The organism is Leptolyngbya sp. FACHB-321, from assembly GCF_014695975.1.
In the GTDB taxonomy this organism is placed as follows: Bacteria; Cyanobacteriota; Cyanobacteriia; order Leptolyngbyales; family Leptolyngbyaceae; genus Stenomitos.
In genome coordinates, this window is record NZ_JACJPI010000083.1 from 172,847 (window position 1) to 188,065 (window position 15,219).

At 47.3% G+C, this 15,219-nt stretch carries 13 protein-coding genes; 7 read left to right on the forward strand and 6 right to left on the reverse strand.

Features of this window, described 5'->3' with window-relative positions:
• Nucleotides 1-516 precede the first annotated feature (516 nt).
• Nucleotides 517-1,191, reverse strand: coding sequence for a response regulator transcription factor (locus tag H6F76_RS26200; RefSeq protein ID WP_190512712.1), 675 nt, complete (start codon nt 1,189-1,191; stop codon nt 517-519).
• A gap of 152 nt (nt 1,192-1,343) precedes the next feature.
• Between H6F76_RS26200 and H6F76_RS26205 the strand changes: the two genes are divergently transcribed.
• A complete protein-coding gene (locus H6F76_RS26205; RefSeq protein ID WP_190453071.1) occupies nt 1,344-1,922 on the forward strand; it encodes a DUF3611 family protein in 579 nt (192 codons plus the stop codon).
• 185 nt (nt 1,923-2,107) lie between these two features.
• Here H6F76_RS26205 and H6F76_RS26210 read toward each other — a convergent pair whose 3' ends face one another.
• On the reverse strand, nt 2,108-2,341 hold the full coding sequence (locus tag H6F76_RS26210) for a DUF2949 domain-containing protein (protein WP_190453069.1): 234 nt from the start codon (nt 2,339-2,341) through the stop codon (nt 2,108-2,110).
• Between the two features lie 524 nt (nt 2,342-2,865).
• On the opposite strand from H6F76_RS26210, the gene clpB reads away from it, so the two are divergent.
• Both clpB and H6F76_RS26220 read left to right on the forward strand, forming a co-directional pair.
• Nucleotides 2,866-5,487: an ATP-dependent chaperone ClpB gene (clpB, locus tag H6F76_RS26215; protein WP_190512714.1), complete on the forward strand. Its 2,622-nt coding sequence runs from the start codon at nt 2,866-2,868 to the stop codon at nt 5,485-5,487.
• A gap of 224 nt (nt 5,488-5,711) precedes the next feature.
• Nucleotides 5,712-6,356 carry a Uma2 family endonuclease gene (locus H6F76_RS26220; protein ID WP_190512715.1) on the forward strand — a complete coding sequence of 215 codons (645 nt, stop codon included), beginning with the start codon at nt 5,712-5,714 and terminating at the stop codon, nt 6,354-6,356.
• Nucleotides 6,357-6,518: 162 nt separating this feature from the next.
• On the opposite strand, the gene H6F76_RS26225 is transcribed toward H6F76_RS26220, so the two are convergent.
• Nucleotides 6,519-6,812, reverse strand: coding sequence for a hypothetical protein (locus H6F76_RS26225; RefSeq protein ID WP_190453059.1), 294 nt, complete (start codon nt 6,810-6,812; stop codon nt 6,519-6,521).
• 611 nt (nt 6,813-7,423) lie between these two features.
• On the opposite strand from H6F76_RS26225, the gene H6F76_RS26230 reads away from it, so the two are divergent.
• From H6F76_RS26230 to glmU, 3 genes are all read left to right on the forward strand, one after another.
• Entirely contained in the window at nt 7,424-7,657 is a 234-nt protein-coding gene (locus H6F76_RS26230) for a hypothetical protein (RefSeq protein WP_190453056.1), read from the forward strand.
• Between the two features lie 265 nt (nt 7,658-7,922).
• The gene (locus H6F76_RS26235) at nt 7,923-8,972 is read left to right on the forward strand and encodes a two-component system response regulator (RefSeq protein WP_190512717.1); all 1,050 of its coding nucleotides are present in this window, start codon (nt 7,923-7,925) and stop codon (nt 8,970-8,972) included.
• Nucleotides 8,973-9,202: 230 nt separating this feature from the next.
• Complete coding sequence (gene glmU, locus H6F76_RS26240; RefSeq protein WP_190512719.1) at nt 9,203-10,579, forward strand: bifunctional UDP-N-acetylglucosamine diphosphorylase/glucosamine-1-phosphate N-acetyltransferase GlmU; 1,377 nt, start codon at nt 9,203-9,205, stop codon at nt 10,577-10,579.
• Between the two features lie 138 nt (nt 10,580-10,717).
• Here glmU and H6F76_RS26245 read toward each other — a convergent pair whose 3' ends face one another.
• Complete coding sequence (locus H6F76_RS26245; protein WP_190512721.1) at nt 10,718-11,176, reverse strand: hypothetical protein; 459 nt, start codon at nt 11,174-11,176, stop codon at nt 10,718-10,720.
• Between the two features lie 316 nt (nt 11,177-11,492).
• Here H6F76_RS26245 and H6F76_RS26250 point away from each other — a divergent pair, with 316 nt between their 5' ends.
• Nucleotides 11,493-12,119, forward strand: coding sequence for an HPF/RaiA family ribosome-associated protein (locus H6F76_RS26250; protein ID WP_190446332.1), 627 nt, complete (start codon nt 11,493-11,495; stop codon nt 12,117-12,119).
• A gap of 253 nt (nt 12,120-12,372) precedes the next feature.
• Here the strand turns inward: H6F76_RS26250 and H6F76_RS26255 are convergent, their stop codons facing one another.
• Nucleotides 12,373-13,557 (reverse strand): DUF2235 domain-containing protein, encoded by a 1,185-nt coding sequence (locus H6F76_RS26255; RefSeq protein ID WP_190512723.1) that lies wholly within the window; start codon nt 13,555-13,557, stop codon nt 12,373-12,375.
• A 277-nt stretch (nt 13,558-13,834) separates the two neighbouring features.
• Nucleotides 13,835-15,214: a DUF1802 family protein gene (locus tag H6F76_RS26260; protein ID WP_190512725.1), complete on the reverse strand. Its 1,380-nt coding sequence runs from the start codon at nt 15,212-15,214 to the stop codon at nt 13,835-13,837.
• Nucleotides 15,215-15,219 lie beyond the last annotated feature (5 nt).

The window sequence follows — 15,219 nt, forward strand, 5'->3', positions numbered from 1 at the left end:
CTTAACCTAGTTGCCGGGTAAAGCAAATGCCGAGTAAGCGACAAAGGCAACCTGTGGCAGGCTCAAAAAGCAACTATAGAAAGTAGAAACCTCGATTGCAAGAACAACATCAGCAGCCTTATTCGCTTTCGATTTCCCTTGTTGCTGACCAAAAAATGCCCGAATTAAGAAGTTGAGCCTTCAAGCAGACTTTCGTTCAGAGGTCAAAAACAAAAGCAGGACAGTGGTCAATTTAGTCTCTGACGATTAGGAACTACAAACTTGCACACCCTGATTCTAGATCCTAATCTGAATATTGTTCACTGAAAAAGTATCAAGCTTACGCTCTTAACAGTAGGTCGATTTCGTACCTAAGGTGGCTGAGAGGGTGACAGCCAGAAAAGTGTCCCGTTGTAGAAAAAGGTGATTAGCTAGTCGATTAAACTTTTTTAACATGCAGTGGCATCACTTTTTTGCCCTTAGCCGCTGCTTGACTGATGTTTCAGCTACAAGTAAGGTGGGTCTGACCTGTCAGGGTTACTTGACTAAACCAGAGCGTAAGGCGACAACGGCTGCCTGAACACGATCGTCAACCGCAAGCTTATTCATAATGCCGCGAATATGGGTTTTCACCGTATTGGGGCTAAGGTAAAGTACAGCGGCAATTTCAGGGTTACTTTGACCTTGAACCATTAGCTCAAGTACCTGTTGCTCTCGCTGTGATAGCTGACCAATGTTGCTGTTGACCGTCGGCGGCTGGAGATGTTCGATGACGCGACGGGCAATCTGTGGGTCAAGATAGGTTGCACCCTCTTGGGCAGCCGCGATCGCAGCAATCAGCCGTTCAACATTTGTACCTTTAATACAGTAAGCGTCTGCACCACTTGACAGTGCTGCAATGACTTCGGTTTCGGTTGTATGGGAGGTCAGCATCACAACGCGCACATCAGGCAGTGCTGCTTTAATCTGCTGTGTTGCTGCAATGCCATCCAGTCGCGGTAAGCCAATATCCATTACAACGACATCAGGTTTGAGCTTCAGTGCAGCTTCAACGCCCAAGTAGCCATCGCTTGCTTGCCCAACCACTGTAAGTTGAGGGTAGTCTTCCAGGCATTGCTCCAACCCTAGTTGCATCATCGGGTCGTCTTCGACAATAAGAATCCGCAGTGGTGGAAGTGCGTGTGAATGAGGCAATGAAGATACTTCCGACATAGTGTCACCGCAAGATTAAGAAGATGCAGCTAGCGTATCAGGGTTGCACTAGGAGATGCCGCAACTATAGCTTGACTTAATCCTTTTTTGAACTGGGTCAGCGCTGGCGTGAGAGACTGGTAGAATGACGCTCTTAAGCATTTTGAACGATTATGGTTAACCGGTCAGGCTCCTCAGCAACAAACCTGCAACAGATTGGCAAAGGTTTCCGTCTTACTGGTTGGGTTTGCTTATGGATTCAGGTTGTGCTGACTGTTGTCTCTAGCGTTGTCCTGATCTTTGCTACCTTGTTCAGTCCCAGCCGTTTTGCCAACCCAAATAATCCAAGTTCTAGTAGCTTCAGTACTTTTGCAGGCGTAGCGCTAACCACTTTTAGCATTTTCACCCTTTGCTTTAGTATCTATTGGGCGTTTCGCTACGTGCTGGTTGGTAGGCAGTTAGTTAACAAAACAACGCGTCCAAAGAAAGCTGAAGTAATTCAGATTCTACGCACTGGCTTGTATGTCAGTTTGGGAGGAATGCTAGTAGCAATTTTTGGGGCAGAGGCAATTACAGGTGTGTTAGTAGGCAAAGCTTCTGTAAGCCAGGGTTCTGGCTTTGCAATTAACCCATCTCAGGTCGTGCAATCGCTCGATATGTTTACTATCTTGGCGAGTCTTCAAGTCATCTTGGCTCACTTTGTTGGTATAGCTGGCGCACTTTTGCTCTTAAACAAGATGAGCCGACAGTAAGAGTGATTTCTTGAGACTAATTTCAGCAGAATACAGTAGTTAGTAGGGAAATAGATTGAAGCTAAGTCGCTCAGACTCGATCGATTCCTTCCTTTACCTGAAACCGTGTAAGAGCGCTGCGGCTTGAGTAGGGACTTTTTTGTCTGAAATCATTCAATGCTCAATCTTAAGCACTCAAAACTCTGTCACCCTTCCAACCAGTCGAAAATCTGCTCTAGCTGCTCTAGCGAAACCAAGCCATATTGCCAGAGGATCATTGGTAACGGACCTGGATCTTGCTCACGGTAGCGCAGCGCCATGGCGATCGCTGCTGCCGAAAGAGCTAGTTCCTTCTGCAAAAAATTAATGAGTTGAGTAGTGCTACGGTCAGATTCCACGGCTGGACTTTTTACCCCTGAATGTGAGTCTATTTGGTGCATTAGCTAGGCGATCGACTGTTAGCTTTCAAGGCTCGCTATGACTCAGATGCTTTAAGGGCAAGGGAGGCGCAAGCGAAACAGGGCTACGTGTGGCACTATGCTACTGAAAGCAAGTCGGTAAGGCGCTAACCGAATGACTCACCTGATTGGGTGGTTTTTGGCTGCTTACCCTCGTGATTTTACGTACTTGCTACTTACTTAAACCACAATCTTCAGCAAATGAACGTAGAGTTTTGTTGTTAAGGCGCGGTTGAGCGCGATCGCCCTCTAGATTTAGGGTCAGAAGCAACGAGCTTCTCCCTCGGATGCTACATCTAGAGTATTAATTGATTATGAAGATTTAGCGGTGGCAAGGCTTGTTTGCCATCAATGCAATGGCACTATGACGGCAGCACTTTAGCAACAGCCTTTTGCTACCTTCGGCAATACGCCTTCAAAAGGAGTGAACACCGACCCTTGCGATCTTGCTTACGTCCTTACAATAACCATATGCCATTAAACTGAAACACTATAGTGAGGGGACTATGCAGCCAACCAACCCCAATCAATTTACCGAAAAAGCCTGGGAGGCAATCGCGCGCACTCAAGAGCTTGTAAAGCAGGCACAGCATCAGCAGATTGAGTCAGAGCATCTTATGAAGGCACTGCTGGAGCAGGACGGACTTGCCAGCAGTGTCTTCAATAAATTGAACTTGAATGTGCAACAGGTGCGAGAGCGAACGGACGAGTTTATTCGCAAGCAGCCGAAGGTTTCTGGTAGCAGCACGTCCATGTATCTGGGGCGTAGTCTAGATGCTTTGCTTGATCGTGCTGACGGCTATCGCAAGCAGTTCAGTGATGAGTTCATTTCAGTAGAGCATTTGCTGCTTGGCTATGCCAAAGACGATCGCTTTGGCAGAAGCTTATTTACAGAATTTAGACTGGATGAGGCAAAGCTAAGAACGGCGATCGACCAGATTCGAGGGAGTCAAAAGGTGACAGACCAAAACCCGGAAGGTAAGTACGAGTCTTTAGAAAAGTACGGACGCGACTTGACGCAGTTCGCACGGGATGGCAAGCTCGACCCTGTGATTGGTCGCGATGATGAGATTCGCCGTACGATTCAAATCTTGTCGCGCCGTACCAAAAACAACCCTGTGCTTATTGGCGAACCGGGTGTGGGCAAAACGGCGATCGCTGAAGGTCTTGCTCAACGAATTGTTAGTGGTGACGTGCCAGAATCGTTGCGCGATCGCAAACTCATTGCGTTGGATATGGGCGCGCTGATTGCGGGTGCAAAATACCGGGGCGAATTTGAGGAGCGGTTGAAAGCAGTCCTTAAAGAAGTCACGGAGTCGAGAGGGCAACTAGTGCTCTTTATTGACGAAATTCACACTGTGGTTGGCGCTGGTGCCACACAAGGTGCAATGGATGCAGGCAACCTGCTGAAGCCTATGCTGGCTCGTGGTGAACTTCGCTGTATCGGTGCGACGACGCTGGACGAGTATCGCAAGTACATTGAAAAAGATGCTGCGCTAGAGCGACGCTTTCAGCAAGTGTATGTCGATCAACCCAGTGTCGAAGATTCGATCTCGATTCTACGCGGCTTGCGTGAACGCTATGAACTGCACCACGGGGTTAATATTTCTGATAATGCGCTGATTGCAGCAGCCACATTGTCTGCACGCTATATCGCCGATCGCTTCTTGCCAGATAAGGCGATCGACCTGATCGACGAAGCCGCTGCCAAGCTCAAGATGGAAAAAACGTCCAAGCCAGAAGAACTGGATGAGGTCGATCGCAAAATTTTGCAGCTTGAGATGGAGCGCCTGTCGCTACAAAAGGAAACAGATGCCGCTTCCCGCGATCGTCTCGAACGACTCGATCGTGAGTTAGCTGATTTGAAAGAGACACAGAGCGCTTTGAATGCCCAATGGCAGGCGGAAAAGGGTGTTATGGATCACATCCAGACGCTCAAAGAAGAGATGGATCACCTCAACATTCAGATCCAACAGGCAGAACGCGACTATGACTTAAACCGTGCTGCTGAACTGAAGTACGGCAAACTGGCGGATTTGAATCGCCAACTGCAAGAGGCTGAAGGTAAACTTTCTTCGACCCAATCTAGCGGCAAGTCTCTTTTGCAGAAAGAAGTCACTGAGGCAGATATTGCCGAAATTATCTCCAAGTGGACGGGCATTCCTATCAGCAAACTGGTGGAATCAGAAATGCAAAAGTTGCTGCACTTAGAAGACGAACTACACGAGCGTGTGATTGGTCAGCAAGAGGCAGTGACAGCGGTTGCCGATGCTATCCAGCGATCGCGGGCAGGCTTGGCAGATCCCAACCGACCGACTGCTAGCTTCATCTTCCTGGGACCTACAGGCGTTGGTAAAACCGAACTTGCCAAAGCGCTTGCAGCGTACCTCTTTGATACCGAAGACGCGCTGGTTCGCATTGATATGTCTGAATACATGGAGAAGCAATCAGTATCACGTTTGATTGGTGCGCCTCCAGGTTATGTAGGCTATGACGAAGGTGGACAGTTGACCGAAGCGATTCGTCGTCGTCCCTATGCTGTCATTCTGTTTGACGAAATTGAGAAAGCGCATCCCGATGTCTTCAACGTGATGCTGCAAATTCTAGATGACGGGCGCGTGACGGATGCTCAGGGGCATACGGTGGACTTCAAAAACACTGTGATCATTATGACGAGCAACATCGGTTCGCAATACATCCTGGATCTTGCAGGGGATGATAATCGGTATGACGAGATGCGATCGCGGGTGATGGATGCGATGCGTACCAGCTTCCGCCCCGAATTTCTCAATCGCATTGACGAAATCATTATCTTTCACACCTTGCAGCGATCGGAACTGCGGCAAATCGTTAAGCTCCAAACCTTGCGGCTGGGTACTCGTCTTGCCGATCGCAAAATGTCGCTCAAGCTTTCTGACAGTGCGCTAGATTTCCTGGCAGAAGTCGGCTACGACCCTGTTTTTGGTGCCCGTCCTCTCAAACGCGCCATCCAGCGTGAACTCGAAACACAGATTGCTAAAGCTATTCTGCGGGGCGAGTTTACTAGTGGTGATACTATCTTTGTCGATGTGGAAAATGAGCGACTAGCATTCAAACGCTTGCCGTCAGAAGTGCTAACAATACAGTAAGCGATCAAGGGGTGGACAACAGTTCACCCCTTTTTAGTTTCAGGCGATTGCCCTCTCTTGCAAAGTTCTCCACCCGCCTTTCCATAGCCGTTGAAGAGAGAGTTAAGACAGATTGAGGTTCCCAGTTCGGCTTCTGGTAAGGGTTTTACTTAATCCCTTAGCCTTAATCCTTTAGCCTTTTGCTATACCTGAGATAATAAAAGTACCCTTCTGCACTGATAGCCATGTTTGCGCTCGTCTCCCGTGAGAACATTCAACTGCGTCCTGGTACAGTGCTGCGGCTTCCTGCCACCTGGGATGAGTATGAGAGTCTGAGCCAGCAGCGGGGCGACGGTTCGCTACCTCGACTCAAGTATCGACATGGAGAAGTGCTTTTAATGTCTCCTTTGCCGCACCATGGGAAAGATGCTCATATCATTGCCAATATGATTACAACGTTGCTGGATCACTTTGAGCGTGAATATGATGCTTTTACTCCGGTAACGATGAAACTGCCGGAGGAAAGCGGAATTGAGCCAGATTACTGCTTTTACATCAATAACTGGGAAGCGGTTTTAGGTAAGAAGCGCATTGATTGGCGTGTCGATCCGCCACCCGATTTGGTGCTTGAAATTGATGTCACCAGCTATTCTGATGTTGATGATTATTTGCCTTATCGAGTGCCAGAAGTGTGGCTTTATAGGCGGCATCAGCTTTGCATCCACCAGCTTCAGGACAATGCCTATTGCCTGGTAGCTCAAAGCCGTTACTTTTCGATGATCGACCTTCAGCTCATTGTCGATCGCTGCCTGCAACTTGCCTACGATCGCAATACTAGCGCTGCGATCCGTGACCTGAGACAACGGTTACAAAACAGCACCACGTCCTAGCTGTTGTCGGCGATCACACCACAGCCCGATTCCATCTACAAATTCACCTTGTAACTGTGCAGTCATGTGGAGTCTTCAACCGATCGCTACAGAGTGAAGGTAAAGGAGCGGCAGCAACAAACGTAACAGAGGCTGCCAGTGCTGCGCTTGAAAAGTAGCCCATCATTCCCAGGTTGCAATTGGCTTCAACACGGCTGGAATTTCAGCGTCAGCCGGAAACTCTAGTTGGGTTTCTCGCAAGCCCAGGTAGCCCGATTCGGTAAAAGACAGTAGCATCCGCTGGAGCGCTAACCAAACTTCCGCTTCATACTCCCAATCACGTTGCCGATATGCCTGAGCCGCGATCGATCGCAATGCCCAAAAATAGCTGTTCCGTACAACCGAACCCCCTTTCTTGTATTCCGGCACATCTTCGCGGTGCAAAAACACAATTTCATCCTCGATTCTGGCTCTCATCAGTTGTAGCCCCCATGATTTAGTAAAAAGTCGTTTGGGAGCCTTTCCCCCTTTCCTCAAAAAGCATTTTTAATTTAATTACGTCCAGTTACCTAGGGACACAGATCACATACTTAGGGACACAAATTACATACCGTCAAATCTTCATGTCAGGGTATATCTTGCCTTCGCCTAACCATGCAGAAGCTTACTTTCCTTACAAATTACTAAGTTGACAGGTGCTTCAATGCTCACTTGTTGACGTTTGAGTAAATGGCAGAACGGCCTCTACAGACCGCTCTACCCAGATTTAAGGCATCTTAAATATATGTACGTAGCGGCCTTTTATAAAGAGCCTTAGAAGCTAGGAAGCCAATTTATGTTGCCTCTATGAAATTAGTTTAAGTTGTAGTGGCAGATACAGGCATCTCTAGGCAGGTATAACCACAATAGTTGTGTCAGTTTCCTGGGTGATTGAGAAAGTGTGGTCTAGCAATGTCCTAACAAGCAAAAGAGTCTGTTGTGGACAAGTTATCTCTTCGGATGGTCACTAAACGATCACAGCTTTGAGATACTAAGAGCGCAGCCTTGACAGTATTGATTTAAATCACAAAGATTCAACTGGTAACAAAATGGCGCACTGCCCTTTATGCTCTGATATTTTACTGCGGCACATTCGTTCTAGTCAGCCATATTGGCTGTGTCGCCGCTGTCGCTTTGAAATCTTAGGGGAAAGCTACCCAATTCACGATCGCAGCAGCGTAGCACTACCGCTTATCCCTGTTAAACAATTGCTAGCATCTCAAGTCAATGTATCGCTCGATTGCCTTGAGCCGCCGCTGCCTTCCGTGCCAACTAAAGTTTAGTAACAGGTACATACTGCTTTATGGAACGTAACTGAGCGGTATAAAGCCCGTTAAATAAAGCTGTTGCCTTGCTAAATGGCTCTGCCGTTGAGTAAATTTGAGCTAAACCTTAGTGAACTCACCAGCACCTCACGGGTCTAATCTCCGTAGAAAGCCTGATTTACCACCCTAGACAATGGATCATACTGTAACTGCAATGCCCTAAGAAGCCAATGCAGCATCTGTCTGACTGCGATGAATGAGGCAGATGTAGTCCATCGTCACCATGAGGTTTGCCCAAGTGAATCGCTTTTATACAGAGCTGCCCAGAGTTTTAGTTGTAGATGACAACCCCTCCAGTCGGCTCACGGCGGTTGCACTGCTGTCGGTCGAAGGTTACGACGTTGTAGAGGCTGATAGTGGTCCCGTAGCCTTAGACTCTGTTGTTGCAACTAATCCTGACCTGATTTTACTGGATGTTATGATGCCCGGTATGGACGGGTTTGAAGTGTGCCGTCGTCTTAAGCAGGATGAGCAGACCCGCCTGACCCCTGTTGTTTTTGTGACAGCGCTGGATGATCGTCGCGCTCGGCTGAAAGGCATTGAAGCAGGCGGCGATGACTTTTTAACTAAACCGTTTGACCAACTGGAACTGTCTGCCCGCGTCAAATCGCTCGTTCACCAAAAACGCCTCAACGAGGACCTTGACCACGCTGAACGAGTCCTCTTTTCGATCGCACAAACTGTAGAAAGCCGTGACCCTAATACAGGTGACCATTGCGAACGGCTCGTCGCGCATGGCAAAGCCTTTGGTGAGTTTTTGGGACTGTCGCGCATCGAAATCCGCGATTTGATGTGGGGCGGTTACCTGCATGACATCGGCAAAGTTGGTGTTCCTGATGCTATTTTGCTGAAGCCAGGTAAATTTACCCCAGAGGAGTGGGTGCTAATGCAGCAGCACGTACTCATTGGTGTAAAAATCTGCCAACCGTTACGAACCATGCGCGGCGTATTGCCAATTATTCGCTACCATCATGAGCGCTGGGATGGCACAGGCTACCCTGACGGTCTTAAAGGCGACCAGATTCCTCATCTAGCGCAAATTTTTCAAGTCATCGATATCTTCGATGCACTTACGAGCGAACGCCCTTATAAGAAGGCTTTCACTCCGATCGAAGCAGTTGGCATCTTGGAGGAAGAAACGGCAAAGGGCTGGCGCAATCCTGCATTGATCGAGCAGTTTAAAGAGTTCATCAATACAGTCTCTTTAGAAGCAAGCGAATCATTGTCTGGCGCAGCGTTGCTTGAGCTAGCCTCGCTGCCTCACACAGCCTAGCAACAGCGCTTGAATCGTTATCCAACTTAGAATATCCAACATCAAGACCGCTGACTTCTTTCAGAAAGTGATGGTCATATCAGTGGTGACGTTTTTCATGTCAGTAGAGTGAATGGTATTCTGTAGAGCGTTAAGGGGCAGAGTGGTAGCGGGATCGATGCATCAGGTTTCACGGCAAACGGTTCCACTGCAAACGACGTTCTACAGCAAACTAACTGGCGCAAACAACAATGGTAGCGGTGGCAATTTTGGCGGCTGGGCGTGGCACTCGGATGAAATCGGACTTGCCCAAAGTGCTGCATCGGTTGGGGGGTAAAACGCTAGTCGAATGGGTACTGGGTAGTGCCTCAGCAGTGGATGTCGATCGACGACTGGTAATTGTAGGCTATCGGAGTGAACTGATCAAACAGGCATTTGCTCAGAGAGACGATGGCAACACCCTTGAATTCGTAGAACAACGTGAACAACTGGGCACCGGACACGCAGTACAGCAGCTTTTATCGCCATTGCATGGGTTTGAGGGCGATCTGCTGATCCTTAATGGGGATGTACCGTTGTTGCGTCCCCTAACCCTCAAGCACCTGTTGCAGACCCATCGAGAGCACCAGAATGCAGCAACCATCCTGACTGCTCAACTGCCCAACCCCAAGGGCTACGGACGAGTATTTTGTGACGATCGAAATGTAGTGCAGCAGATTGTGGAAGACCGTGATTGCACAGCGCCACAACGACAGAATTGCCGCATTAATGCTGGGGTTTATTGCTTTCGCTGGGCTGACTTGGCAGCGGTGTTGCCAAAGTTGACGGCTGATAATGATCAGAAAGAATATTATTTGACAGATGTTGTGAACTATCTGTCTCCGGTCATGGCAGTGGATGTGGAGGATGAACAAGAGATTCTTGGCATTAATGATCGCAAACAGCTTGCTGCTGCGTATGACATCCTGCAAAGGCGTATTAAGGATGACTGGATGGCGGCTGGAGTTACGTTAATCGACCCAAACAGCATTACGATCGACGACACAGTAGTACTAGAGGCGGATGTAGTGGTGGAGCCACAAACCCATCTACGTGGCACGACAACGATTCAGGCTGGTAGCCGCATTGGTCCGGGTAGCCTAATTGAAAACAGCCGCATTGGTAAAAATGTGACGGCGCTCTATTCGGTGATTAGCGATAGCACGGTAGCAGCAGACACGCGCGTTGGTCCCTATGCTCATCTGCGGGGACACGTAGAAACGGGCACTGGCTGCCGCATCGGTAATTTTGTGGAGTTAAAAAATACGACGCTGGGCGATCGCACGAACATTGCTCACCTCTCGTATCTGGGCGATACGACTGCTGGCAATCAGGTGAATGTGGGTGCAGGCACAATTACGGCGAACTATGACGGTGTGAAGAAGCACCGCACTCAGATTGGCGATCGCACAAAAACGGGCGCAAATAGTGTGCTGGTAGCACCTATTACAATCGGCGAGGGCGTAAACATTGCGGCAGGTTCGACCATTACTGAGGATGTGCCGAATGATTGCCTGGTGATTGCCCGCGCTCGCCAGGTTGTGAAACCCGGCTGGCAGCTGAAAACTCAAACGAATGAGCCGACTTAATGCTTATTTAATAGCAATGCAAAACGCAATCGCTCAAGCCATTGATTAGTCAGCAGTGAAGGCGATCGTTCTAAAGTAAAGCCTCAGCGCATTCTAACGGTATGCGTAACCATTAGAATGCCGTTTGAGAGCGGTACTTTAGGCTTTGTGCTTTTTGCCTGGTTTGATGGAGGACTTTGCACCACTGATGACATCTTTTAGCGTGTCAACGGCGACCTCAACTGCTTTTTCAGCCGATGCTTGAGTACCTTCAGCGGTATCTTTCGCTTTGTCTGTCAAGGATGTAGCGGCATCAACTACGCCTGTATCAGCATCGTCAAGCGCATTGTGTACGGCGCTCGCTACGTTTTTGATAGCACCTGCCGCATCTTTAAGGGTGTGCCGAACCGTGTCTAGTCGATCGCTAGCTGCTCCTTGTTCAACCATTTTGGTAAGCGTGGCTTGTGCGCCCTCGGCAGCAACGGCTCCAACCAGTGCTGTGCCTAGAGTAGCAGCGTTCTTGCCAGCTTTACTTAAGGGGCTGTTACCTGTTTTGTGCTTCTTCTGCTTGCTTTTCTTATCTTTTTTATCTTTCTTGTCTTTCTTTTTCTTACTCATTAGTCAAAGAATGGATGACACCATTTCAAACGTCCATTCTTAAGCTTGCCTTAACCAATGCATAGTTACCTCTGCTTTGAGTAGGAGAACTAGATTAAGGGTGTGATCGCCAATCAGACAGAAAGCTTGCGCTGGTCCCGTTCAAGTACTGGACGATGCTTAAAAGCGGTTCTTTTTACTCTTTTAAGAAAGCTATTACTATTCATGCGATTGTTTGCTGCGGTAAACCTCACTCTCCAAGTAGAAGAGATCTTGAAAAGGGATAGCGATGATTAATTTAATTCGATCTACAGCTTTGGCGAAAGGAAAATTGATCATGAAAATTTCACCGGAAATTACCTACCGAGGTATTGATAAGAGCGAAGCGATCGATAACTTGATTCATGAAAAAATCGCTAAGCTCGAAAAGGTTTGTGATCACATCAGCAGTTGTCATATTGCAGTTGAAAAAGACCAGGATCGTCCGCGCAACAAATCGCCTTATCGGGTGCGCCTTGATATTACGGTTCCTCCTAACCACGAAGTTGTGGCACAAAGCAATCTTGCGATTGCTAAACAATATGTGGGTCTGGATACGGTGGTTCGAGATGCTTTTGATAAGGCATGGCGGCAGCTTAGAGACCTGAGCAGACAGCAACGTGAACACGACACTGCCCTAACAAATGACGGAGCGGAGGATACAGCAGCACTCGTTACGAAGCTCTTTCCTGAACAAGGCTATGGCTTTCTCAAAACGTTGGGCGGTGAAGATATTTACTTCCATCGCAACAGTGTGATTCACGGAGATTTTGATCGGCTGAGCTTAGGTACAGGTGTGCATTTTGAAGCGGTTGAAGGTGAGCAAGGCTTGCAAGCAACAACTGTAAAGATCGTTGATAAGCCAGGTGTGCGTGCTGGCAAGGCTGATGAAGCGTTGATTGAACCACCTTTAGGCTGGCAATAAAAACCTACATACACGCACTGGCTTGAAAGCATTGCCTAATATGTAACCACGATCGCCTGATAACGCACTTACGGTTACTAGGGATTGTGAATTTAATCAATCCGCAAACTGTACGGGCGGGTTTAGCAGACCCAACTACATCCTGCAATGGATTTCACAGTAAAACCCGCCCCTACCAAAGATCGAACTTATTTCATTCCCATTCCCAAGGGCGATCGCGCGTGCAATGCAATTGCCAGTTGTGCAAAGCGGACTAGGACTCTTTTTTGACGATTTCATCAAACCATTGCTTGAAAACCATGATGTGTTTTGGGCGGTACTGTGGGTCAAGGGTTGCCAACTGCCAGCGTTCCTTCACACTGTCATGGATTCTGTCTTTAAAGAAGTGCTGGTCAAGCTGTGTCGATCGGTCTTCTTTGTCAATCAAACTGCGATCGATTCTGCCTGCCAGTGCAAAAATTCCTTTAACATTGTCGGCAAATTGGATCGATGGATCGACCTCGATACCTTCTTCGACGACATAGGTTTGTTGCTGCTCTCCGTTTCTTCCATACGTGGTTAAATGTTCATTCGGATTGCCAACAAATTCCAAACCCAACCCTAATGCTTTGATCTGATCCATCATCCACTCGAGGGTAATGTCAGACAGCCCCCGGTTCTCTTTTGTACCGCCACCGACACAACCGTGGGTGCCTGTAAACCAGATTTCAGAGACTTGCTTTTTGTGGGTTAAAGCGTCTTTGCTCACGCTGTTCGGTAACATGTGAGTCACCTCGAAGGCACTACGATGTTCATCAATGGCAACCGCATGGAGTGCCTGTTGAATTTTGGGGTTCAGTTTGGAATCGTGAAATTGATATTTCTCGTTGACCCGACCGCTTATGAGGGGAATGGTTTTGGGAACGCCTAACTTGCCGACGGTATCCCAACAGCCAAGCAGTGTAATGGGGATCTGTGTTCCGGGCGCTGAACCTTGTGGGTAAACTGCATACCGCATGCGAAAGTCTTCTGCCTCTGGCTTTGAAGGCGAAAGATCTCGGTTACGGTAAAGTGCGTAGGCATCTTTGGTTTTACGAATGTAGGGACGTGCGAGCAACCCGCATTTATAGATAAATCCGGCGAGGCTTCTAGCGGTGTAAGCCCCCCGACTGAAGCCAAAGAGATAAATTTCATCGCCTGCTTCATAGTTGAAACAGAGGAAGCGATAGGCGTTTTGAATCCGTCGATCGATGCCCCAGCCAAAAGCACCTCCTAGCCAGCGATCGAATTTTTCTGGTCCTGTGCCAATGCCCTCGCTGTAATGCACGATTTGAGGAACGCCATCACTAGCGACTGCTTTAACGGCTTGGGCGATTTTGACCACGTTCGTTGGGTATTTGCAGTCTAGGTCTTGCCAAGTGCCATCGCAGCACACAACCAAACGCTTGTTCGGCTTCATCGTTCTACCTCTTAGATCTGTAGCTAGGGCTGGAAAAAGGAATTTTAGCGGTTAAGTGACATCAGAATTTATACCAATGCGGTAGCCTGAGAGCACTTCTAGCTTGGTGCTTGGTTAGGCGATGATGCTAAGGATGATGGCGAAAGTTACATTCGCTAGCAGAATCGAGAATAATCACTCTATATAGAAGTTTGCCCAGTAAAGCTCTCAGAATCGGGGTCTTTACCAACCTTTACGTTAATACCACGACGGTTCAAGATGATCGCTCGTTGCTTACTTAATCCACTATCAAATCACGCAGAAAGTAAAAGCGATCGGTCTGCCAATCTAATCCTTTACTTCGCCCTAAATGACCTATTAAAGGTGAAGAAAGCTCAATCAAAATTTCATGCATCTCTTTAGGTTGTAAAGGCAAAGGTGGAGTTGCGCTAAAGTATAATCCCATGAGCGTCTCTACTCCAATTGAATCAGAACTTGTGTCCTCCAAGTATTTCTTTGTCAATTGAACTAGAAGCGATCTAACACTAATTTCCCTAAGCACTTTGTCAATGTATTTTTCGACCTCATCATTAGATTGACCTGGTTTTAAGTAATCTTTGAGTTTAAATAGATCAACCGAACCGTAATGGTTGTTCTGTAATTTGACAAGTTTTTCAAGTGTTTCAGGATTGATGATTGTCATACTGTGTACTCTTGCAGCATCTTTAAGTTGCTCAGTCAATTCACCAGGACCAATAATCAATTTAGTTGCCCTGCGGAATTGCACTTCATCTTTTAAACGTAACGTTCCTAAGTTTAATAGTTGAACTGCTGTATCGTTAGGAATTTTCTTGCCCGATTTACACTCTCCAACTAACGGATATGGCTTCGAGCAGAATAAATCTAAACCTCCTGCTCCTCCTTTGTGCGAGTAGTCGATTGTAAACCCCAAAAACTGAAGACTAGTCCGCACTATATTTTCAAAATCTGTTCCAGCTTGATAGTTGGTTTTACCTTGGTCACTTTCTTTGCTACGCTTACCCAAGTCTGAAATATTCTCAATCCAAGTTGAATCTGAGTTTTTAGCTTTTGACGATATAAATGTTTTCCAGCCTAAAAATAAGCTTATTTCTTCGCTAAGTCTTTTGGCTGTAGGCTCAACAAAAACTAGTTGAGAAACTATATTGTGAAGTTCTTCCAGTTCAGGATGTAATGGTGATTCCAGATTTTCTAACTGCTGCTTGCGTCGGGCGAAGATACGATCATTGAAAACTGGAGTGTATTCATTAATGCTAAGGGAAGTTAAAAGTTTAACAAACTGCCCTTTAGCACTGACAGAACCTTCAACTGGCTCAACTAATGAATATACTCTAAGATAAATTAAGAAGACGTACTGCTTTTCTTGAAAAAGTTCCTGTAATTCTTTTATAGGTATTGCTACTAGACGTGATAACGCGCCTAAGGAGTCAGATCTACTGATGGGCTGGCAAGCCGAGCACTTAGCCCAAGCCCTAATCGATACCTTCTTCGGATCCAACTCATCATCAGGTGAACAAAGACCGAAGTTCTGTCCAGGGTAAATGTACGCTTTAGATATAGCCCCAATAGAGCGTCCTTGTATTAGAGATGCAGCTTCATTGTCAGATAAATGCAATGCGGACGCAATTGAAATTGACATATCTT

Coding starts and splice junctions, on each gene's coding strand:
- H6F76_RS26200 (WP_190512712.1), bottom strand. CDS start 1,191: ATGTCGGAAGTATCTTCATTGCCTCATTCACACGCACTTCCACCACTG.
- H6F76_RS26205 (WP_190453071.1), top strand. CDS start 1,344: ATGGTTAACCGGTCAGGCTCCTCAGCAACAAACCTGCAACAGATTGGC.
- H6F76_RS26210 (WP_190453069.1), bottom strand. CDS start 2,341: ATGCACCAAATAGACTCACATTCAGGGGTAAAAAGTCCAGCCGTGGAA.
- clpB (WP_190512714.1), top strand. CDS start 2,866: ATGCAGCCAACCAACCCCAATCAATTTACCGAAAAAGCCTGGGAGGCA.
- H6F76_RS26220 (WP_190512715.1), top strand. CDS start 5,712: ATGTTTGCGCTCGTCTCCCGTGAGAACATTCAACTGCGTCCTGGTACA.
- H6F76_RS26225 (WP_190453059.1), bottom strand. CDS start 6,812: ATGAGAGCCAGAATCGAGGATGAAATTGTGTTTTTGCACCGCGAAGAT.
- H6F76_RS26230 (WP_190453056.1), top strand. CDS start 7,424: ATGGCGCACTGCCCTTTATGCTCTGATATTTTACTGCGGCACATTCGT.
- H6F76_RS26235 (WP_190512717.1), top strand. CDS start 7,923: ATGAGGTTTGCCCAAGTGAATCGCTTTTATACAGAGCTGCCCAGAGTT.
- glmU (WP_190512719.1), top strand. CDS start 9,203: ATGGTAGCGGTGGCAATTTTGGCGGCTGGGCGTGGCACTCGGATGAAA.
- H6F76_RS26245 (WP_190512721.1), bottom strand. CDS start 11,176: ATGAGTAAGAAAAAGAAAGACAAGAAAGATAAAAAAGATAAGAAAAGC.
- H6F76_RS26250 (WP_190446332.1), top strand. CDS start 11,493: ATGAAAATTTCACCGGAAATTACCTACCGAGGTATTGATAAGAGCGAA.
- H6F76_RS26255 (WP_190512723.1), bottom strand. CDS start 13,557: ATGAAGCCGAACAAGCGTTTGGTTGTGTGCTGCGATGGCACTTGGCAA.
- H6F76_RS26260 (WP_190512725.1), bottom strand. CDS start 15,214: ATGTCAATTTCAATTGCGTCCGCATTGCATTTATCTGACAATGAAGCT.